20 protein-coding genes are annotated in these 21073 nt (G+C 70.3%); 4 read left to right on the forward strand and 16 right to left on the reverse strand.

Features of this window, described 5'->3' with window-relative positions; translation table 11 throughout:
* Positions 1–117: 117 nt before the first annotated feature.
* Both WDW90_RS17820 and WDW90_RS17825 read left to right on the forward strand, forming a co-directional pair.
* On the forward strand, positions 118–456 hold the full coding sequence (locus WDW90_RS17820; protein WP_336488760.1) for a hypothetical protein: 339 nt from the start codon (positions 118–120) through the stop codon (positions 454–456).
* A gap of 116 nt (positions 457–572) precedes the next feature.
* Entirely contained in the window at positions 573–713 is a 141-nt protein-coding gene (locus WDW90_RS17825; RefSeq protein WP_336488761.1) for a hypothetical protein, read from the forward strand.
* Between the two features lie 48 nt (positions 714–761).
* On the opposite strand, the gene WDW90_RS17830 is transcribed toward WDW90_RS17825, so the two are convergent.
* Positions 762–1718: a 2-hydroxyacid dehydrogenase gene (locus WDW90_RS17830; protein WP_336488762.1), complete on the reverse strand. Its 957-nt coding sequence runs from the start codon at positions 1716–1718 to the stop codon at positions 762–764.
* A gap of 785 nt (positions 1719–2503) precedes the next feature.
* Between WDW90_RS17830 and WDW90_RS17835 the strand changes: the two genes are divergently transcribed.
* Positions 2504–3340, forward strand: coding sequence for a glycosyltransferase family A protein (locus tag WDW90_RS17835; RefSeq protein ID WP_336488763.1), 837 nt, complete (start codon positions 2504–2506; stop codon positions 3338–3340).
* Here WDW90_RS17835 and WDW90_RS17840 read toward each other — a convergent pair.
* From WDW90_RS17840 to WDW90_RS17910, 15 genes are all read right to left on the reverse strand, one after another.
* Complete coding sequence (locus tag WDW90_RS17840; RefSeq protein ID WP_336488764.1) at positions 3330–5069, reverse strand: hypothetical protein; 1740 nt, start codon at positions 5067–5069, stop codon at positions 3330–3332. The genes WDW90_RS17835 and WDW90_RS17840 overlap by 11 nt on opposite strands.
* 9 nt (positions 5070–5078) lie before the next feature.
* On the reverse strand, positions 5079–5984 hold the full coding sequence (locus WDW90_RS17845; protein ID WP_336488765.1) for a glycoside hydrolase 5 family protein: 906 nt from the start codon (positions 5982–5984) through the stop codon (positions 5079–5081).
* Complete coding sequence (locus WDW90_RS17850) at positions 5981–6781, reverse strand: TIGR04290 family methyltransferase (RefSeq protein WP_336488766.1); 801 nt, start codon at positions 6779–6781, stop codon at positions 5981–5983. Before WDW90_RS17850 ends, WDW90_RS17845 begins: the two co-directional genes overlap by 4 nt.
* A 19-nt stretch (positions 6782–6800) precedes the next feature.
* A complete protein-coding gene (locus tag WDW90_RS17855) occupies positions 6801–7595 on the reverse strand; it encodes a nucleotidyltransferase family protein (RefSeq protein ID WP_336488767.1) in 795 nt (264 codons plus the stop codon).
* 2 nt (positions 7596–7597) lie between these two features.
* Entirely contained in the window at positions 7598–8713 is a 1116-nt protein-coding gene (locus WDW90_RS17860; protein ID WP_336488768.1) for a CgeB family protein, read from the reverse strand.
* 7 nt (positions 8714–8720) lie between these two features.
* Positions 8721–9305, reverse strand: coding sequence for a histidine phosphatase family protein (locus tag WDW90_RS17865; protein ID WP_336488769.1), 585 nt, complete (start codon positions 9303–9305; stop codon positions 8721–8723).
* Positions 9302–10414, reverse strand: a complete 1113-nt coding sequence (locus tag WDW90_RS17870) for an inositol-3-phosphate synthase (RefSeq protein ID WP_336488770.1) — start codon at positions 10412–10414, stop codon at positions 9302–9304. The genes WDW90_RS17865 and WDW90_RS17870 overlap by 4 nt, the downstream gene beginning before the upstream one ends.
* 68 nt (positions 10415–10482) lie before the next feature.
* Positions 10483–11493 (reverse strand): UDP-glucuronic acid decarboxylase family protein, encoded by a 1011-nt coding sequence (locus tag WDW90_RS17875; RefSeq protein WP_336488771.1) that lies wholly within the window; start codon positions 11491–11493, stop codon positions 10483–10485.
* Positions 11494–11516: 23 nt separating this feature from the next.
* A complete protein-coding gene (locus WDW90_RS17880; protein WP_336488772.1) occupies positions 11517–12656 on the reverse strand; it encodes a CgeB family protein in 1140 nt (379 codons plus the stop codon).
* Positions 12653–13747: a CgeB family protein gene (locus tag WDW90_RS17885; RefSeq protein ID WP_336488773.1), complete on the reverse strand. Its 1095-nt coding sequence runs from the start codon at positions 13745–13747 to the stop codon at positions 12653–12655. Before WDW90_RS17885 ends, WDW90_RS17880 begins: the two co-directional genes overlap by 4 nt.
* Entirely contained in the window at positions 13744–14856 is a 1113-nt protein-coding gene (locus WDW90_RS17890) for a CgeB family protein (RefSeq protein WP_336488774.1), read from the reverse strand. The genes WDW90_RS17885 and WDW90_RS17890 overlap by 4 nt, the downstream gene beginning before the upstream one ends.
* Positions 14853–15992 (reverse strand): glycosyltransferase family 4 protein, encoded by a 1140-nt coding sequence (locus WDW90_RS17895; protein WP_336488775.1) that lies wholly within the window; start codon positions 15990–15992, stop codon positions 14853–14855. The genes WDW90_RS17890 and WDW90_RS17895 overlap by 4 nt, the downstream gene beginning before the upstream one ends.
* The gene (locus WDW90_RS17900; protein WP_336488776.1) at positions 15977–17269 is read right to left on the reverse strand and encodes a TIGR04295 family B12-binding domain-containing radical SAM protein; all 1293 of its coding nucleotides are present in this window, start codon (positions 17267–17269) and stop codon (positions 15977–15979) included. Before WDW90_RS17900 ends, WDW90_RS17895 begins: the two co-directional genes overlap by 16 nt.
* Complete coding sequence (locus WDW90_RS17905; protein ID WP_336488777.1) at positions 17266–18372, reverse strand: SDR family NAD(P)-dependent oxidoreductase; 1107 nt, start codon at positions 18370–18372, stop codon at positions 17266–17268. The genes WDW90_RS17900 and WDW90_RS17905 overlap by 4 nt, the downstream gene beginning before the upstream one ends.
* Positions 18372–19484: an NAD-dependent epimerase/dehydratase family protein gene (locus WDW90_RS17910; RefSeq protein WP_336488778.1), complete on the reverse strand. Its 1113-nt coding sequence runs from the start codon at positions 19482–19484 to the stop codon at positions 18372–18374. Before WDW90_RS17910 ends, WDW90_RS17905 begins: the two co-directional genes overlap by 1 nt.
* Positions 19485–20307: 823 nt before the next feature.
* Here WDW90_RS17910 and gntA point away from each other — a divergent pair.
* Positions 20308–21063, forward strand: coding sequence for a guanitoxin biosynthesis heme-dependent pre-guanitoxin N-hydroxylase GntA (gene gntA / locus WDW90_RS17915; RefSeq protein WP_336488779.1), 756 nt, complete (start codon positions 20308–20310; stop codon positions 21061–21063).
* The last annotated feature ends 10 nt before the right edge of the window (positions 21064–21073 follow it).

Here is a 21073-nt window from a genome sequence, read left to right on the forward strand (position 1 = left end):
CGGGACGTGCGGTTGATCTCCTCCCTCCTTCATGAACCCACTTGCCGGATCTACGCCAAGTTGACCTCTCGTGTGGTCCGCCGTCCTCGGTCTCCGTCTGTAAGAGACCGGCTGCCCGTGCTGATCGGGTGTGCCGACCTGCCGATCTACAAGCGTCGCCGTGAGGGATCCTCGTCCTGCAATTCCGATGTGGACGGAGGCCTTCACCTCCACGCCCTCCTGGCTGTTCCGCCTGTCTCGCGGCTCAAGAGCGAGACGGTGGAAGAGCACTTCGCCCGGAACGACGCACTCTACCGGAGAGGTGGAGGTATCGCGGCGATCGACGTCCGACCGATTTGCTCCTCGGACATCGAGAAGGTGACCCGCTACGCCTTCAAGGCCGTGCGCGACGGCAAGATTGGTCTGGATGCCGGCGTCCTGATCCTCCCACGCACAGTCACGGAGCTCTCCCGGTAGGTGTGGCTCGGAGGCCTGTCCTAGAGCGCCCACTCTCTGCGGCTGGGACGAACAGGTCGGGCGCCTTACGGCATCACCCTCTCATACGTGCGCCATGCACGTGGGCGGAGGGCAGCGTGGAAGGTGGTCTCATCTGGCTCAGCATCATCGCCGGGATCGTGTGCCTGGACGGGCTCACCTACGGGTTCACGGCGCCATCGAAGGGGCGGCAGAACGATGCCCTCTGCGTGGCCACCGGCGAGCATGCAGCAACGTAGAATATGCCCACAAAACCGAAGCCATCCCGGCTCTCGCCACGTGCCGGGTTAGTACCCCCGCGTGATGTCCACGGCCTCAGGAACTTGTCCTGTTCTGCGGTAGGCGCGCACGTTGCCCGCGACGACAGCGGCCGCGGTGCGTGGGTTCGTCGGACCGCTGATGTGGGGCAGGACCGTCACGCTGGGGTGCCGCCAAAGAGGAGAGGTGACCGGGAGTGGCTCGATGTCGAAGACGTCCAGCACAGCGTGCGAAAGCTGTCCGGTATCGAGAGCCGCGATGAGGTCATTGGTCGCGACGACCGGGCCGCGCCCGAAGTTCATCAGGGCTGCGCCCGGTTTCATCGCGGCGAGCTGCGGTGCGCTCAGCAGGCCGGGCGTCTCCGCCGTCAGCGGCAGGAGGCAGATTACGATGTCGCTCAGCGAGAGCAGTTGCGGCAGGCCATTCGCTCCAGCGAAGGCCCCGTCCACTGTCAGAGACGCCGGCAATGCCTTGGGCGAGCGGCTCCAAGCAGCGACCCGGAAGCCGGCCTGATGAAGCCTTTCAGCCGCAGCGATCCCGAGGGCACCCATCCCGAGGAGACCGACCGTCGTCTCCGCGGGAGAGTGATAGGCGTGGGGCTGCCAAATCCTCGCCTCCTGCTGGCGCCGGTAGGCCGGCATGTCGCGCTGCAGGTAGTAGGTCCAGGCCAGGGTCGCCTCGGCCATCGTTCGGGCGAGTTCCGGATCGACTAGACGGACAATCGGCACGCCTCTCGCCCCAAGATCGCGGACGATGCGCTCGACGCCCGCCCACACGCTCTGGATCCAGGCGAGGCGCGGCAGCAGCGCGACCTCGGCGGGATCGGGATTGGCCACGATGGCGATCTCGACTTCGGTTCGTTGCGCCGCTGTGAGGCTGCCGAAGGAGCGAATGTTCTCCTCAGGCAGCGCGCTGGATAGCGCTGAGAGGAAGGCCGCTTCCTCGTCCGCACCTAGCGTGCCGAGGAAAACAATCGGTTTGCGCATCGGACCTCTCTTGATGGCTCCGCTGCGAGCCGAGACGGGCAGTTGTTTCCGCAGCTCAACCGCCGCGACCGGGTCGCGACCCGCCTCTACGCCACCGGGCTCATCGACCCGGCCGGTTCATCATCGGGCAGCACCGCATTCTCCGCCCTGTCGCTGGAGCGTTTCACCGCAGCTCTGGCGCAGACGGGCGGCGGCGCGGAAGCGGCCTATCTCCAACACCGGTATCTCGCCCACACGCCCGTCCTCGATCTTGTCCTGGCCAGAGGCTCAATGCCGGCCGCCGCACCACCGCCCTCGGCAACGCCCCTTGCTCTGCGCTCCCTTCATCCGCGCCCGTTAATCCGCCGCGAGAGGACGCCCTGCTCCTTTGTCGGCTGCCTCAATGCGCTGTGCTCGGCAGCCGCACCGACGCACTGTAGCCCGGGTCGCAGCAGCGCAACCGCCGTCGTCTACCCCGGGCCGCACCTCGGTCTCGCGTCGGCGCATTGAGGTGCGCTGATGTTAGCAAGGCAGCCGTGTCGCGGAGTGCGAGCACCGGCAGATCATCCTGGACACGATTGCGCGGTACGCCTCGTCGGCGCCGTGAGACGGTCCCTGGCGCAGATTCCGCGAGCGCCGTGACGCTGCCGCCCTGAAGGCGAGCCGCTCGGGAACGTCATCGAGCCGGGCAGCGCCCGATGCAGCCCGCGCGCGGCGAACGCCCCGAATTCGTAGCGGTGGGCGGACTTTCGTGCCTTACACTCCGAGCGCCACGGCTTCCCTTCGGCCGACAATCGCGGACGACGATGCGCGACCCGCTGCCCTTCACCTTCGGGATCGCACTGGTGCCCCGGCCGCTCGCGCGGAACTGGGCCCTGATCGAGGCATTGCTCGACCTCACGCTCACGTCGGTGGGCGCGCAGACGGATCCGGACTTTCGCGTCGTCATCGCCTGCCACGACAGGCCGCGCACGGCGATGGACGGCGATCCACGCCTCAGCATCCTGCCCGCCGATTGGCCCGTGCGGGAGACCGGCCCCCATAACGACGACAGCGGCCGCAAGAAGCACGCGCTCAACGACCACGTCCTGGCGCAGGGCGGCGGCCTGTTCATGCTCGTCGACGCGGACGATTGGGTCGATCGGGAGACCGTCGCGGCTGCGCGCGCCTGCATCGGGCCCGAAGAGGTGGGCGGTCTGATCGAGGCCGGAATGATCCTGGATCTCCGGACGCGGCGGATCGCGGCGCTGCCGCACCCGGACATCTTTCCCGGCGAATTCCACCGGCTCTGCGGCACGAGCACCGTGGCCTGCCTGCGTCCCGGCGCGGCGGACCCGGTTCGCCGCGACCCGTTCAGCACCCTGCGCTCACATCATCAATGGCTGGAGATGGCGCGGGAGCGCGGCGTGCGGCTCGCGTCCCTGCCGATCTCGGCGTGCTACCTCATCAACACCTCCGAGAACCACTCGGACCTGCACGGGCCCCATCTCGCCTGGCGCCGCACCCTGACGGCGGCCGTCAACGCGCAGGGCTGCGACCTCGATGACTTGCTCGCGGCTCGCTTCGGCCTCGATGCTGCGCGGGTGAGATCCCTGTCCCGGCGGTTCTTCCCGCCCGCTTCGGACGCCCGCGTCACGGCCTGAGCACGCGCCGCAGCTTCTGCGCGTAGCGCGCGCTCGATCGCCGGTGACGCAGGGCCTCGGCGGGGTCGTGCGCGGCGTCCGCCGCCATGCTGGCGGCACCGAGTTGGAAGGCCAGGTAGCAGGGCGTCAGGAATGCGAGGAGTTCGGGATCGACCGGGCGCCCTCCCCCGCGCGCCACGATTGCCGCGAGGCGGCCTTGCGCGTCTTCGGGAAGCGGCAGTTCCGCGACTGCGCCGACGATGTCCCAGGCGACATCCTGGCAGCCGACGAGATCGTGGGCGACATGGTGGTCGAGGGCGTCGCATTTCAGGAGGCGCCCGTCCGGGCGGACGAGGAACTCCCAGGGCTGCATCCGGCCGTCGATCTCCACCGGATGCGAGCGGTCGGCGAGCCCTGCCAGGCGAGGTGCGGTCCAGGCACCGAGCGCTCCGGCCCAGTCCGGCCCGAGGGCCTCGCCGACGTTGTGGCGGGCCATCGCGAGGAGATCGGTCACGCTCGCGCCGCGATCCGGCCCGCTCGCGAAGTGCCGCGCCCGGAATCCGAGATAACGTCCGACCCGATCGATGAGGAAATCCGGCGCGACGAAGCAGAGGTCGAGGGGCCGGCCCTCCTCGAGCCAGCGCTCGACGAGGAACCCGTGGCGATAGCCGGCGACCGGAGGCGTGAACCCGGCGGCGTTCAGCGCACGGGCCCGGCCGAGCTTCGCGCGCCCGGCCGGCCCGAGACCGGCGAACTTGAGGAGCCAGGCTGAGCCGCCGGCTCTTACCAGGAACTTGCGCTTCTCCTGCTGCGCGTCGACGGGCGGCCAAGCATCCTCGCTGCGGCCCTGGAGCGCCCGCCATCGCCCGCCCGAGATGTCCGCGAGGGGCGCCTCCGCCGGGCCCACCAGATCGGCAACCCAGGCCGCGAGCCCGCCGGCCAGCACCACGTCCTCGAACGATGCGAGGTGGCGCCCGAGCCGATGCCAGCGCGCCCGATGCCGCTCGGCCGCCTGCGGACCCGGCGCGCCGGGATGGCTCGGGAACAGGGCGATCCGGTTCTCGGGGATCCCGAGATCCGCGAGCCTGTCGAGGACCGCCCCGAAGGAGCTTCCGGACAGGCCGGGCCCCTCGTCGGCGACCGCGAACCCGCCCGGATCTCCCGCGATCAGACCCGCGGCGAGCGCGTCTCCGAGGGAGAGCTCGCGCCGGAACGGGCGGCCGACGGGCCGCACCGTCCACAGGTCTCCCGACCCGAGCCCCGCGGCCACCATCGCGCCGAGGGGCGCGCCGATGCTGCGAATGCCGACGATACGCGTCGTCGCGCTCAAGCCGGCGCGCGCCGCCGCGACCGCGTAGCTCTCCGGGTAGAGCGCGTAGAAGGCGAAGCCTTCGGCCCAGCGCGTCGTGATGCGGTCGGGCAGCATCGTCGCAGCGAGGACCGCCAGGTCGGGCGCCCCGGGCGTCTCTCTGAACCCCGTCCGCCACGAATCCCAGACCGATCGGGCGAGCGCCATCAGGAGGCCGGTCGCGGCGTCCTGTGCGCGGGAGGGGGCGTCGTGGCCGCGATCGCGGAACGCCGCATCCGCGATTCCCTGCGCGAGTTCCCCGGCCTCGATCAGAGCCGCGACGAGGGCACAATGGCGGCCGATGCCGGGCGGCTCGTCCGCCATCTCCCGAAACAGCTCGGCGAGGATCTCGAGCCTGTCGCGGGGATCACCCGTCCGGCTCGACTTGCCGAAGACGAGCATGGTCGCCCCTCACCCGGTATCCACCCGCGCGGGCGCGTAGCGGCGCACCATGTCGGCGCAGAACGCGACGTATTCCTCGAGCACCTGCGGCGCGCTGGTGTGATGGGGGGCGATGCCCCGGTGCTCGGGCGTGAAGCAGAACGTCACGGTGACGTCGAATTCGCGCAGCGCCTCCATCTGCCGGTCGAACCAGTTGAGGGCGTCCGGCCGGAAGCTGTCGGCCCAAGACAGGCCGGTGCGCAGGTAGGTCACGCCGAGGCGCTTCATCCAGGCCACGGCCTCGTCCAGGCGGTGGTCCTCGAAGTGGAACCACTGGCACAGGCCGAGGGCCGGCGTGTGCTTGGCGAATTCCTCGAGCGCGAGCTTCGGCGTGCCGTCCTGGCGAAGCAGGCCCATGTGGAAGTGCCGGTAATAGGACGAGCCCTCCGCCTCCCGGTGGCGGGTTGTGGCCTCCCACTCGCGCGGCAGGTCGTAGAGGCTGTACCAGTGGATGCGCGGGGCACGCCCGGTCAGGAGCTCGGCCGTGCGCGCGAGCCCCCAGAGCTGCACCTCTTCCGCTCCGAAGGTCGAGACGCCGACCTCAGAGACCCAGATCGGGAGGTCCGTGACGGCGCGGATCTCCGCGATCTTCTGCGGCCATTCGTGAATCGTCCAGAGGTTCCAGTCGAGGGGGAAGCCGTGCACCGCGACCGCGTCGACGGCGCCGAGCACGCCCTGGCCCTCCATGCGGCGGATGAAGAGCGGATCGATCGGCGAGATGCCGCCGAGAACCCGCGTCAAGCCCGGATTGACGGCATGGATCGCCTCGCCCGCGGCCCTGGCCATGGCGCCGAAGCGCAGCCAGTCCGGATCGATCTCGGGATCCCAGTGCGACTTGTTGTTGGGCTCGTTCCAGAGCATGACCGCTTCGATCATGGGCCAATGTCCTCGGCTGTCGGGGTGTCGTGCCGCGGGCCGGCCGGCCGCATCGGATGAACGGCCCCGGCGCCTTGCGGGAGGGGAGCGCAGCGGCAGACATAGACCTCCTCCTCGGGGTGGGCGACGACGGCGAAGCCGCTCGCGCGCAGCATCGCCTCGGTGCAGGCCCGATTGGGGACCCACCAGTTGGTCCAGTCGTTCGCGTAGCGATGCTCGATGAAGTGCAGCTTCGGGTAACCAGGCTGCGCGAAGTGGTCGTCCTTCCAGAAGTCGTAATCCTCGGCGACCGGCGCGACGTCCCGCGCGCCGCGCTGCATCGACTGGAACACAAACAGGTCGCGCGCCGCGTGCTCGCGGATCAGGTCCAGCGCTAGGAGGGGGTGGCGCAGGTGGTAGAGCACGCCCATGAACAGCACGACGTCGAAGTGTTCGCCGAGCGCCCCGACATCGTAGACCGAGAGGTTGCGGAACTCGATGTCCTGGCCCGTCCAGGCGGAAGCGAAGCGGGCCTGGGCGAGGTAGCGCTCGTCGGAATCCACGCCGAGGACGCGTGCCGCGCCGCGCCGCTTCATCTCGATGGCGTAGAATCCGCCGTTGCAGCCGATATCAAGGACGCTCCTGCCTGTGAGATCGGCCGGGATCGCGTCGGCGAAGCGCTTCCACTTCACGCGCGGGTAATCCCCGAGGAAGTGGTTCGGCGCGGTCGGCACGCCGTCGAGGTCGATGTTGTGGAACCATGCCCCGAGCGCCTCGATCCTTCGGCGCAGAGCGGCGCTCTCCTCGACCGGGCTCATCGTGTGCTCCCTCCGGGCATCAGGGGATCGGCGGCGCGCAGGCCTGGGCGGCGGGCTCGCCGAGGGAGAGGCGTCCCGGCGTTCCGGTCCGCTCGGCCTCGCCGAGGAGAGCGATGGCGGCTCGATACCCGTCGAGGGTGCCGACATCGACGTAGGAGCGCCCCGCCCGGATCCCGAGAGCGCGCCCACCCTCGGCCAGATAGGCGTTGACCAGCGTGCCGATATACTCGTCGGCGCAGTCCCGCGACCGCCAGGACGCGTGCAGGGCGCCTAGGATCCGTCCCGGCATCTTGAAGGCGCCCCAGATCCAGCGGGAGGTCGCATCCCTGCGCTTCACCTGGATCTCCACGACCCGATCCTCGGCATCGAGGACAACCGCGTCGAAGCGCTCCGGCTGATCCACGGGAAAGAGCAGGAAGGAGAGCGCATCGTCCGGAAGCGTCCTCAGAGCCTCCTCCGGAAACCAGATGGTGTCGGGAAGCCCGACGATCACCGGCTCGTCAGGGGCGATGAGGGGCAGGGCGCGGAAGACCGCGTCGCACAGCCCGACCGGGCGCGGCTGCACTACGTAGGCGATCGGAACGCAGCCGTAGCCGGCCCCGTAATACTCGACGATGTCGGACTTGCCAGGCGAGATCACGAAGCAGATCCGCGTGGCCCCCGCGCGCAGCATCCGCTCCACGAGGTACTCGCTCACGGCGCAGGGGCATGGCGAGCCGTCCCGGAGGCGGCTTCCCACCGGCAGCAACTCCTTCGAGAAGGCGAGGGGTTGGATGCGGCTGCCGCGGCCCGCCGCCGGCACGATTCCCCACATGCTCAGGGCTCTCCGCCGAGTCCGGCCAGGCGCGCGCTGATCTCGGGTGCGCGCCTCGGCGCCTCGGCGAGGACCCGCTCGAGCGCGTCGACGCGACGGGTCGCGCTGTGATCGGCCAATGTGCGATCGCGACCCGCCTCGGCGACACGCCGGATCTCGGTATCGGTGAGGTCCATGGCGGCGCAGACATCCTCGGCGCTGCGCGCGATCAGGATCTCCTCGCCGGGCCGATAGAAGGCATCGAGCCCCTCCCAGTCGTCGCTCAGGACGGCGGCGCCGCAGGCCGTCGCCTCGAACAGGCGGCCGGACGGGCACCAGCCCATCCCGGCCATGGCGCCCCGCGTGACGTTGAGCGTCAGCCGCGAGGACGAGAAGAAGGCTGGGTGCTCCTCGGGGACCACGTGGTGCACGAAGTGGATGTTCGAGGTCCAGGGAAAGTCCGCAGGGTATTGAGCCCCGCCGATGAGGAAGCGCCGGTCCGGACGGTGCCGGGCCGGCTCGATGAGGAGGGCCGAGACGCCGGCCTGCCGGTCGGCCGCGTAGGTCCCCAGATAGGATATGTCGGACCGGTAGCGATCGAGGGGAGCGGCCGGACGATGCACGGAGGGATCGGCATGCCCGTAAAGCGGGGCCACCCGGCGTGCCCCGAGCTCGTCCCGCAGGGCCGTCAGCGCGCTGCCTCCGGTGTAGCTCAGCACCAGATCGAAGCCGCCGAGTCCGCCCGGACCGATATACTCGACCGCCTCGCCGCGGCGCAGGCGGGCGAGCGTCACCGGCGTGTCGAGATCGTAGAAGACCCGCCTCGCCCGGGAGGCCGTGAGCACGAGATCCGTCGCGGCCAGAGCGTCGGGGCAGTAGGAGGTCACCATCGCGGCGTCCGTGTCGGTGAGCTCGCGCGCCGCGAGGGCCTGCACCTCGCTCCACGCGTCGAACAGGACGAGGCGGCCGCCGGGCAGAGCGGTGAGGTCGCGGTGCGCGCGGTAATAGGGCAGGTCGCGCTCGAAGAAGACGACCTGATGGCCGTGTTCCGCCAGCGCGCGGCACAGGCCCCGCCAGAGGGTCGCATGGCCGTTGCCCCAGGCCGAGCTGACGGTGAGCCCGAAGACGATCAGCTTCATCGTGGCCTCACGCGGTAGCCGGTTGCTCGTTCAGGCCGACGAGGCGTCCGCCCCCCGGCCAGAACTCGATGAGGCTCAGCGACCCGGGATCGACCGCGATCCGGTCGTAGGCATCGAGGGACAGACCGAGAACCCTCACGAGGACCGACCGGATGACGTCGCGATGGCTCACGAGGACGCAGGTCCCGCTGAGCCGCTCCAGGAGCCCGAGAACGCGCCCTTGCGCCTCCGCCATGCTCTCCCCTCCCGGCGGGCGCGCCGTCGCGCGGGCCTCGTTCCATCGCCGCCAGGCAGGGTCGTCCGCGAGGTCCGCGAAGCGTCGCCCGGTCCAGTCGCCGAACGCGATCTCGTCGAGTTCCGGCGCGATCCCGAGCGGCTGCCCGAGGCGGGCGGCGATGGGTTCCGCGGTCTCCACGGCCCGTTCCAGCGGGCTCGAGAGGACGAGGGCGGCGCCTGAGGCGGCGAGGCGCGCGGCGAGCGCCGCCGCCTCGGCACGGCCCTGCGCGCCGAGCACGATCCCGGGCATGCGCCCGCAGAGGGTCGCGTGCACGCGGTCGTGCGAGGCGTGACGCACGAGGTAGACCCGACTCACGTCGGCTCCGGCGATCCGGGCGTCTCCGGATCGGGCAGGCCGGCGACGAAGCGGAGCGTCCGCTCCCGCGCCTCGCTGTCGGTGAACTGGCGCGGCGGCGCCTTCATGAAGTAGCTCGACGGTCCGATCAGCGCCCCGCCGATGCCCCGGTCACGGGCAAGCTGCGCGCAGCGCACCGCATCGATCACGATGCCGGCCGAGTTCGGGGAATCCCAGACTTCAAGCTTCAACTCGATGTTGAGCGGCACGCCGCCGAAGGCCGTTCCCTCAAGACGGATATGCGCCCATTTGCGGTCCGTCAGCCAGGGCACGTGGTCGCTCGGGCCGACATGGATGTCGTCCGCGGCAAGGGGCACGTCGAGCTGGCTCGTGACGGCGCGCGTTTTCGAGAGCTTCTTCGATTCAAGCCGCTCCCGCTCCAGCATGTTCTTGAAATCGGCGTTGCCGCCGAAGTTGAGCTGGTAGGTCCGATCGAGACGGACTCCGCGCTCGCGCAGGAGATTCGCGAGTACCCGATGCACGATCGTGGCGCCGACCTGGCTCTTGATGTCGTCGCCGATGAGCGGCAATCCGCGCTCCGCGAAGCGCGCCCGCCAGGCCGGATCCGACGCGATGAAGACCGGGATGCAGTTCACGAAGGCGCAGCGCGCCCGCAAGGCGCACTCGGCGTAGAACTCGGCGGCGCGCTGGGAGCCGACCGGCAGGTAGCAGACAAGGACGTCGGTGCGGGTCCGCTCGAGCTCCGCGGCGACGTCGACTGTCGGTTCGTCCGCTTCCGGCACGTCGGCACGCAGGTAGGCCCCGAGCCCGTCGAGCGTCGGCCCGCGCCGCACCACGACGCTGCCCGGCGGCACGTCGGCGAAACGCTGGGTGTTGTTCGGTGCGGCGAGGATCGCCTCCGCGAGGTCGCGGCCGACCTTCCGGGCATTGATGTCGAAGGCCGAGACCACCTCGATATCGGCGACGTGATAGCCGCCGAGTTCGACGTTCATCAGCCCCGGCACGGTCTCGTCGACGCCTGCCTCCCGGTAGTAGCGCAGGCCCTGCACGAAGGAGCAGGCGCAGTTGCCGACGCCGACGATGCCGACGCGAACCTTGGGGCCACCCATCAGGGCCTCCTCATGCGCGCTGAAATCCGGGGACGAAGCAACGCCCCCCTTTGTCTGCGGGGTCGCGCTCACTCCGCCGCAAGGACGTTATCCTTCTGCCGCTTCAGCGGGGCCGCGACGTCCGGCACGACCTCGTTCGCGAACCACGCGATCGTTGCCTCGAGCCCCTCCTCGAGGGCCACGACCGGGGACCAGCCGAGCAGGTCCCGCGCCCGCGTGATGTCGGGCTTGCGCCGACGCGGATCGTCGACCGGGAGCGGCCGCTCGACCACGCGCGAGGCGGTCCCGGTGAGGCGGACGACGCACTCGACGAGGTCCCCGATCGTCAGCTCGTTCGGGTTTCCGAGATTGACCGGACCGCCTGGCAACGCATCCCGCGCCATCAGGCGCATCAGACCGGTGACGAGGTCGCTCACGTAGCAGAACGAGCGGGTCTGCCGCCCGTCGCCGTAGATCGTGATGTCCGAGCCCGCGAGCGCCTGACAGACTACATTCGAGACGACGCGCCCGTCATCCGCCCGCATGCGGGGCCCGTAGGTGTTGAAGATGCGCGCCACCCGCACGTCCGTGCCGTGGCCGCGCTCGAAATCGAAGACCAGGGATTCGGCGGCCCGCTTGCCCTCGTCGTAGCAGGCGCGCGGTCCGGTCGGATTCACGTGGCCCCAGTAGGATTCCTGCTGCGGGTGGACGTCGGGATCGCCGTAGACCTCGCTGGTCGAGGCCTGGAGGAAGCGGGCGCCGTCCGCGCGGGCGCGCTCCAGCAGACGGTTGGTGCCCAGCACGCTCGTCATCATCGTGTGCACCGGGTTCGCCTGATAGTGCGGCGGCGAGGCCGCGCAGGCGAGATTGAAGATCCGGTCGAATCGCGGCAGGCGCGGCAGCGGATCGACGAGGTCCGCCTCCAGGAAGGTGAAGCGGGGCTCGCGCCTGAGATGGGCGAGATTGGCCTGGCGCCCGGTCAGAAGATTGTCGAGGCAAGTCACGCGCGCACCGTCGGCAAGCAGAGCGTCAATCAGATGCGACCCGATAAACCCGGCACCACCAGCAAGAAGAACATTCAGGCCTCTCTCTCCCGTCATGGGACCTTCCTTTTCTGCTGCCGTTATTCGCTCATCGCTTCACTGGCGGATGCCTCGGCGAGCACCAGGCGCATCGTGACGTTTCGGCGTCTCTCGATCGCCACCCGAAGATGGTTTTCGAGTTCCGCCGCGCGGTGCGCCGCGCTGTGGCTGCCGAGCACCCGCGCGCGGGCCGCCGCGGCGAGCCTCAGGCGCTCGGGCTCCGGCTGCCCTTCGAGCAGGGCCAGCACGTCCTCGGCGGTGTCGACGGGCAGGATCTCGCGCCCGGGAGCGAGCACGGTCTCCAGGCCCTTCCAGCGATCCGTCAGGATCGGCGTGCCGCAGGCGGCGGCCTCGAACAGGCGCACGCTCGGGCTGTACCCGGCCCGGATCATGTCGGCCCGGGTGACGTTCAGGGTGTAGCGGCTCGCCGCGTAGAATGCCGGGTGTTCGGCCGGCGCCACGTGCTCGATCCGCTCGACGTTGCGCGGCCAGTCGATCTCGCGGGGATATTGCGGGCCCGCCACCGCGAAGCGCAGCTGCGGCGCGCGCCGGGCCGGTTCGAGGAGGAGCCGCGTCAGGGTCGGCTGCCGGTCGGGGCTGTGGGTCCCGAGATAGGACAGGTCCCAGAGCGCGTCCCGCTCCAGCGCCGGGTAGGCCTCCGGGTCGACCGAGCAGTAGAGCTGGCGCGCCGCGGGCGAGCCGTAGCGCTCCTCGATCCTGCGCAGCGTCGGTCCGCCGGCGAAGGACAGGTAAAGGTCGTAGGAGCGGATCAGATCCGGCGCGAGGTACGCGTGGTCCCGCGCCTCGAGCTTCGCCAGGGTGACGGGCGTGTCGATGTCGTAGAAGGCGCAGACGGATCGGTTCCAGGCACGGACGCGCCGGCCGACGGCGACGCCCTCGGGCACGTAGGAGCCGACGATCACCGCGTCGGCCGAGGCGATCCGGTCCCGGAATCGTTCGAGGTCGACGAGTTCGCGGTAGAAGGCGAGGTCGCAGAAATCGGACTCCGTCAGGTCCCGATGCTCGGCGTACCAGGGGACCTCGCGCTCCAGAAACAGGACCGCGTGCCCGCGCTCGGCGAAGGCCCGTAGCAGGGCCCGGTAGGTCGTGGCGTGGCCGTTGCCCCAGGAGGAGGACAGGCTCAGCCCGAGGACGACGAGGCGGAGGCGCGCGCGCGTCATGCGACGCTCCGCTCACGCTTGCGCGCGCGGACCTCGTTCAGGATCGCGTCGACCTCCGCGCCCCGGTGCGCGTAGGTGTGCTCGCGGGTGATCCGGGCGCGGGCCGCGGTCCCGACGGCGCGGGCGCGCTCGGGCGTCAGGGCCCGCATCTGCTCGGCGACGTCCCGGCCGTCGCGGGCGACCAGAACCTCCTCGCCCTCGCGCAGGAACAGGTCCAGCCCGGTCCAGGCGTCGGTGATCAGGCAGGCGCCGGCGCCGGCCGCCTCGAACACGCGGGTCGCGGGGGAGAAACCCACCGCCGCCATGCTGTCGCGGGCGATGTTGAGCACCGCGCGCGGCGTCGTGTTGAAGGCGTTGTGCTCGCGTGTGTAGACGTGGCCGAGATGGCGGACATTGGCCGGCATGGCCTTGGTGTCCCAGCCGTTGCCGCCGATCAGGAAGGAGCGGTCGGGCAGCCGCACCGCGGCGCCGAGGAAGAAGGCCTCCACCCGCGCCTCGCGGTCCGGCAGGCGGTTGCCCAGGAAGGCGAGGTCGGCGGCGAAGCGCGGATCGGCCGGGACCGGATGGTGGGTGTCGGGGTCGAGCGCGTTGTAGATCGGGATGCAGCGGGCGGCCCCGAAGCCTTCGTAGGCGGCGATCACCGGCGGACCGCCGCCGTAGGTGAGAACGAGGTCGAGAACCGGCATCGCGCGGTGGAGGGCATGATCGGGGAACCGCGCGAGTTCGGCGAGGGTCGCGGGCGCGTCGACATCCCAGAAGATGCGGATCGCCTCGGGACGGGAGGCCGCGATGACGCCCGCCAGCAATTCGTCGTCGAACACGCCGACGCCGCTCGCCTTCACGACGACATCCGCCTGGGCCGCCTCCGCCGCCACGGCGCGCATCGCTTCCGGCGTCGCCGGATAGACCCGCACCGCGGCGTAGGGCGGCGGGTCGATGTCGCGGTGCTTCTGCCGGTCGAAGGCGTCTGGCTCGTAGAAGGTGATGCGGTGGCCGCGCGCGGCGAGGTCCCGCAGGAGACCGCGGTAATACGTGGCCGCGCCGTTCCAGTAGGAGGACAGCAGGCTCGATCCGTAGAAGGCGATTCTCACGCGAGACTCTCCTGCAGGGCGGGAGCGCGCAGCCGCCGAGCGACACTCAGAAGCTCGTCGGCCCGGTGGCGGCAGGTATGGCGGGCCCGGATCACCGCGAGCCCGTTGTCGACGAGGCTGCGCCGCAGCTCGACATCGTCGCGCAGGGCGCGCAGGTGGCGCTCCATCTCCGCGCCGGTTCTGGCGACGAGGTAATCGATGCCGGGCCGGAACAACCCCTCCGCATCCTCCCAGGGCGCGCTGACGAGGGGTATGCCGCAGGCCAGCGCCTCGAAGACCCGGATCGTCGGAATCCCGGGCAAGCGCTCCACGTAGAAGCGCCGCGGCACGTGCACGGTGGCGAGGTGACGGGCGAACAGCTCCGGAGCCGCGGCGTTCGGAGCCCAGCCGCGATAGCGCGCGCCGGTGCTGGCAAGCGTCGCCAGAGCGGCTCCGGGGTAGCGCACGCCGTAGATGTCGAGGGGCAGCCCTACAGCCTGCGCGGGCCCGAGCAGGAAGGTCTCAAGCTCGGTGCTGCGCTCGTCGTCGCCCCAGTTGCCGATCCAGATGAGGCCCTGCCGCGGGCCTTCCGCGAGCGGAGGACGGAACAGGCGTGTGTCCGCGGCCTCGTGCCAGACGGCGACGCGGTCGCCCCAGCCCCATCCGCGATAGACCTCGGCCAGAGTTTCGCCGAAGGCGAGCACGCCGTCGTAGCCCGAGAGATCGAAGCGCCGTATCGCCTCCGGCTCGCTGACCGCCCGGTGATGCGTATCGTGAAACAGGAGCGTGCAGGCGGCGCCACGCCCGCGCGTCGCGCCGAGCGCCGCGATGAGGGCGGGCTCGTTCCATTCATGCACGATGACGAGGTCGGCCTCCGCCGCGCGCTCGACCGCGGGCTCGAGCGCGTCGTAGACCTGCGCATCGAGTTCCGGATAGGCGGCCCGGAAGGGAGCCAGCCCCGCCTTGCCGTGGTCCCGCAGGAGGTTCGCGAGGCTCCAGGCGCCCCGCGGCTCGAACGCATCCACCGCATGGCCGCGCAGGATCAGCTCGCGCAGGACGCCGCGCAGAAAGTGGGCGTTGCCGTGATTCCAGCACGAGGCGAGCGAGTGGGTGAAGTAGGCGATCCTCACGCGGCCTCTCCCTTCAGGGAAGCTCGGGCCGCAGGCCCGGCAAGGAGTGCCTCCAGGGTCCGCAGGACGCCCGCCGTCGAGGCCGCGATCGTGTAGCGGCCGGCTCGCTTGCGCGCCGCCTGCCCGAGCTTGGCGCGCGTTCCCGGGTCGGCCGCGAGGCATTCCAGGGTGCCGGCGACCGCGTCCGCGTCACCGGCATCGACGAAAACGGCGGCGTCCTCCCACAATTCTCGGAAGGTCGGCAGGTCCGAGAGCACGAGGGCGCAGCCCACCTGTGCGGCCTCGAGAATTGCGAGGCCGAAGGGCTCATAGCGCGCGAGCGAGACGAAGATCGGGCGCCCTGCGAGCTGCGCCGCGATGCCGGCCTCGTCGAGCTGCCCGAGCCATTCGAGATGCACCGGCGAGATGCGCTCGCCATTGGGTCCCGCCAGGGGGCCGGCCGCGCGCACCGGCAGGGCCGCCCGGGCCGCGACGCGGTCGAGGCCCGCGACGTTCTTTCCCCGGTCCCACAGCCGTCCCGCGGTGAAGGCGGAGGGGGTTGGCTCCGTGCACGCCGCGCCGGTGAGGCTCAGCGCCCGGCGGCCGTTGTGAACGATCCTCGGCGGCCGGGTCAGCCCGTAAGCGCGGGCGGTCGCGGCGGCGAAGGCCGCGCTCGGGGCCAGCAGCGCGTCGGAACGGCGGCAGCCGCGGCCGACGAGGTCCGCCCGCCACGCCAGATCGTCGGGAAGCGGGCCGGTCTCGACCGCCGCCCACCAGGTCGCGACGCAGGAATGGCAGACCGCGACGACGGGCACGCCGAAGGGCGTCTGCGCCGCGAAGGCGGGACTATGCAGGTGGACGAGATCCGCGCCGACCGCCCGGGCGGTCCGCGCCAGCATGTCGCCGGCCTCGATCACCGCGCCGGGCTCCGCGGCCGTCCAGTCGAGGGGGAGGCCGGTCCCGACGAGGCGGCAGCCGGCAGCCTCGGCCCGCGCGGCCTGTGTCGCGGACGGCTCCGGTCCGAGCACGGCGAGCGTCACGCCGACCTCCGCGCCGGCGAGGCCCTCGGCGAGGTCGACCGCGTAGGACCAGACGCCGCCGACGGCGTCGGCCGTCATTAGGACGTGGAAGCGCTCGATTCTCAAGTCCGACCGCATGCAGCCTCCAGTTCCCGAAGCGGCAGCGGCCGCTCCTCCTGGATGTCGCTGAACACATCGAACTGGCCGAGGTAATGGGCGTGCGCCCGCTCCCAGGCCTCGTCGTCCGGCTCGCCCCAGAGCCGCCGGTAATCGGGGGAACTCGGATAGGGGTAGAGCGGCACGGGATCGTTCGCCCAGACGCCGCGCCCGCGCAGGCGATCGCGCCACAGCGCCACCAGCGCCGGATCGTCGCCCGCGACCTTGATCAGGTTCGCCTGCACGAAGGGCACCGTGTTGCGGGCGTGGATCAGCCGCTCGGCGAGCTCGTCGGTGGTGGCGCGGCACCTCTTGTCGAGGGCTGCCCGGCCCTCGACGGTCAGGCTCTCGATGCCGGCCTCGATCGAGACGCATCCAGCCGCACCGAGGAGGTCCAGCATGTCCGGCTTCCACAGGTCGATCCGGGTCTGGATGCCGAAGCGCAGGTCGCGCGGAACCAGGGCCTCGAGGAGGGGCTTCTGAGGCAGGAAGATCTCGTCGATGAAGTAGACGTAGGTCACGCCCTGCGCGACCAGCCCGTCGATCTCCGCGAGAACGGACCCGAGTTCGCGGCGCCGATACACGTCGCGGAAATCGATCTTCGCGCAGAAGCTGCACGTGTAGGGGCAGCCCCGCGAGGCCTCGACCTCGGCGCCCGGCCCGTCGGGCTCCCGGTCGAAGCGGTGGTGGTGGTGGGAGTGGCGCGCGATCCACTCCGCTGGCCAGCGCAGAGCCGGGAGGTCGCTGAAGCGGGCCACGTGCGGTCGACCCGTGATCAGAACCCCGCCATCGTCCCGGCAGGCGATCGCGGGGACGCCGCGGAGATCGTCAGTTTCGGCGAGGCGCAGCACGATCTCTTCGCACTCCCCAAGCACCACCGCGTCGACGCTGAGCTTCGCCAGCGTCGGCCGGGGCGTCGCCGAGCCGTGCGGTCCGACGGCGACCGTGCGCCCGCCGCGCCCGGCCAGCGCGTCGAGGAAAGCCCGCGGCACCCGCAATTCCGGTGGGGCGCAGCGCCAGAACAGGTAGGTCGGCGCGGTCGTCACCACGGTCATGTCGGGCCCGAACGCCGCGACACCCTCGGCGGCCCGCTCGTTCGTCAGGCTGCAGAGATGCGCGTCGAGCATCAGGACGTCGTGGCCGGCAGCCCTCAGGAGCGCCGCGGCGTAGCCGAGTTCGAGCGGGAGATGCGGCTCGCGGCAGCCGAAATAGATGCTGTTGCGGTAGTCCCAGGCAGGGTTGACGAGGGCGACCTTCATTCGGCCGCTCCCATCAGCGGAACGTCCCGATCGCCGAGGCACGGGATCGCGCCGGTGCCCCGCGCTGCCGCGAGCCAGGCGGCGAGGTCCGCCACGCCCTGCCGCCACGGCGTCGGGGCCGGGAGGCCGAGGATCAGCGCGGCGCGGCGGGTATCCGAGACGTAGTAGCGCTGGTCTCCCGCGCGCCAATCCGAGAAGCGCAGATCGACCGGGCGGCCCACGAGCGTCTCGACGTGAGCGAGGACCTGGCGCAGGCTCACAGCGTTGTCGGGACCGCCGCCGAGGTTGAACGCCTGGCCGGCGATGCTCTCGATCCGCGTCCAGGCCGCGAGGTAGGCTGTCACCGCGTCCGAGACGTGCAGGATGTCGCGCACCTGCCGCCCGTCCCCGTAGATGCTGATCGGCCGGCCCTCGATGGCGCTGATCAGGAAATGGGCGACCCAGCCTTGATCCTCGGTGCCCATCTGGCGGGGGCCGTAGATGCAGCTCATCCGCAGGACCGAGGTCGGGACGCCGAAGCTGCGGGCGTAGTCGAGCACGTACTGGTCGGCGCCCCCCTTCGAGCAGCCGTAGGGCGTGTGGAAGTCGAGGGGCCGCTTCTCGCCGATGCCCCATCGCCGCAGTTCGGGATCGGTCGGCACGTAGGCATCGTTCGTGGCTGTCAGCGCAAGATCCGGCAGATTGCCGTAGACCTTGTTGGTCGACGCGAAGATCAGCGGCACCCTGCGCTTGCGCAGAGCTTCGAGCAGCGTGACGGTGCCGCCCAGATTGACCGCGAAATCCTCGCGCGGTGAGACGAGGCTCGTGGTCACGGCGACCTGTGCCGCGAAGTGGAAGACGACATCCGCCCCGGCCACGCAATCCGCGACCCGGTCCGCGTCCCGGACGTCGCCAATCACCGCCGTCACTCGGGCGGGATGGCGCTTCTCCAGCCAGTCGAGGTTCGCCTCGACGCCCGGGCGCACCAGGGCGTCGAAGACGACGACGCGGTGCCCGGCCGCGGCCAGACGGTCCGCGAGGTTCGCGCCGATGAATCCGGCGCCCCCCGTGATCAGAACGTCGCATCCGGCCGGGTCGCCCGGCGGGCGGAGTCGCGACCGCATCACGCGACGAGGCCTCGGGCCTCGAGCTCCCGGCGGGCCTCGGTCACCCGGTCGGTGGCCTGCTGCTCGGTGACCCAGGCCGCCAATTCCGCCACCCCCTCCGCGAAGTCCCGCCGCGGCGCGAAGCCGAGCTCTCGCCGGATCTTGCCGATGTCCGCGATGCAGTGCCTGATATCGCCCGTTCGAGCCTGCGCGATGATCTCCGGCTCGAGATGCGGCTTGCCCATCGCTCGGGCGAGGATCTCGGCCACCTCCCTGACGGACCAGTTCTGGCCGCTTCCGACATTGTAGACATTGCCGGGCGCGCGCGGGTGCTCGAGCGCCAGCACGAAGGCCTCGGCCACGTCCTCGACATGGACGAAATCGCGCCGCTGCTCGCCGTCCTCGAAGATCATCGGGGGCCGCCCGTTGTGCAGCCGCGAGGCGAAGATCGCCAGGACGCCCGTGTAGGGATTCGAGAGCGCCTGCCCCGGTCCGTAGACATTCCAGAGACGCAAGGCGACGCCCTCCATGCCGTAGACCGGGCTGAGCGTCAGGGTCAGGCGCTCCTGCACGTGCTTGGTGAGCGCGTAGACCGACGCCAGGCTCGGCGTCTTCCATTCGGGGGTCGGCACCGGCACGAGCGGATGCCCTTGCTCATCCACCGGATCCCACGGCTCGCCAGCGCGCCGGGCCTTGCGTACCGCATCCTGAACGATGCGGCCGTCCGCGGCCCGATAGAGACCCTCGCCGTAGATGCTCATCGAGGAGGCGACGACGACACGCCGCACCGGCCTGTCGATGAGCTGCTGGAACAGCGCGGCGGTGCCGCAATCATTGACCGATACGTAGCGCTCGACCGCGTACATGCTCTGGCCGACGCCGACCTCGGCCGCGAGATGCACGACGGAATCGACGTCATCGAGGGCGCCGGCCACCGCTTCCGCGTCGCGGATATCGGCCTGGATGAATTCGACCCGCGGATCCGGAGGCCTCGGCCTCGTCCCATCTCCGTGAACCTGCTCGATCAGGCTGTCGAGGACGCGGACCCTGTAGTTGCACATCAGTAGAGCATTCGACAGATGAGTCCCGATGAAACCCGCGCCTCCGGTGATTAGGACGATTTTTTTCAAGCTGCAGATACCTTCATGCGCTCACGTTGATGGAAGGACAGCAGGTCCGTCGAGGCTCCGTGTCTCCCGATCGGAGCTTTGCAAGACTAGTACACGCACAAGCAGACAGCGCCTCGCGCCTGCAAATCCGCGAGCGGCTTTTCCCAAAGACTGGGCTCGGATTTCACTGCTCAGGCGGCGTGATCCTGCGCTTTGTTCAACTTACCCTTGAAATCGGTTCCAAAAAATATCCTGTGATAATCTTATGAATTGGATGACCGCCGCGGATCGGACGTTCGCGCCTTTTGCCCGGCTGGCCTTCGGCCCCAGTGGTCGTCAACGCCGCGACCAAGCCCGGGCAAGTCTGCGCCGGGTGCTGGTCGCGGGCCTGCACGACCGCGGCCCGCCCCCGACGAGGTGGTCCCTTTCCGAAGTCGGTGTGCGGCTGGCACAGACAGTTCCATCTGATCGACGCCCAGACCATCTCGGCGCGCCTGCTCGCGCGGAGTGCGGGCCCTGCCAGCCGGCAGGCACGAGCGCGATACGCAGCCGGATGCCGATCAATGGATCCACTGGATCATCTCAACATCTGCGGCAAACGGTAGCATCGCCCGCGAAAGATCTTCAATCCGATCGCTCGTCATCGCGAAATAACCCAGATTAATCTCCACAGCGAAGGCGGTGTCCGCGTGGAACAATGCTCGGCCACTGGGGTTCCGAATGGCGATCTTCTTTAGATCGTCCGCAGCACGGCCCGAAGCCGGCAGCCCTCATCAGTCCGATTCATGCCGGATCGCAGGGTCGCCGGCGGCGATCCGTGCGCCGCATCCTGATACGAGGCGCAATGCTCCTGCCCACCGACGACAGCTCGCATCCCCTGGCCGAGCGGTTCCGAACCTTCATCCGGCAGGCGCCCTTCCCCTGCGTCGGCGCGAAATCGGCCCTCTCGCGGGGCCAGATGAAGGTGATGGTCGCCCGCGACATCGGCTCGGCCTGGGACGACCTGCGCATCTATCCGGCGCTCCTCGCCTTCATCTGGCGCTACCGCGAGCAGCCGGACCTGTTCCAGAGCTTCGCCGTGGTCTTCGAGGGGCCCCACACCCTCTCCGAGGAGGAGTTCGAGGCGGCGCTCTGGGCGCGGGTCCAGTCGCTCTCGGACAAGGACAACTGCCTCGGCCAGGGCTACGACCCGCGGGTCAAGGCGGATCCGGACGATCCGCATTTCTCGCTCAGCCTCGGCGGCGAGGGCTTCTTCATCGTCGGGCTGCACCCGGGGGCGAGCCGGCCCGCCCGCCGCTTCGAGACGCCGGTCCTCGTCTTCAACCTGCACGACCAGTTCGAGCGCCTCCGGGCGGAGGGGCGCTACGAGCGCCTGCGCGACTCGATCGTCGAGCGCGACGTGGCCTTCGCGGGCTCGTCGAATCCGATGCTCGCCCAGCACGGGGAGCGCTCCGCCGCCCGGCAGTTCAGCGGGCGGGCGGTGCCGGAGGACTGGGCCTGCCCGTTCCGGCGCCGGGAGGAGGCGCCGCCCTGGGACGCCCAGCAGGTCGCCGCCGACCTGCGCACGGGCGCCTTCCTCGCTCCGCAGATGGACGGCTGAGATGGGCATT

The organism is Methylobacterium nigriterrae (genome assembly GCF_037106235.1).
GTDB lineage: Bacteria > Pseudomonadota > Alphaproteobacteria > Rhizobiales > Beijerinckiaceae > Methylobacterium > Methylobacterium nigriterrae.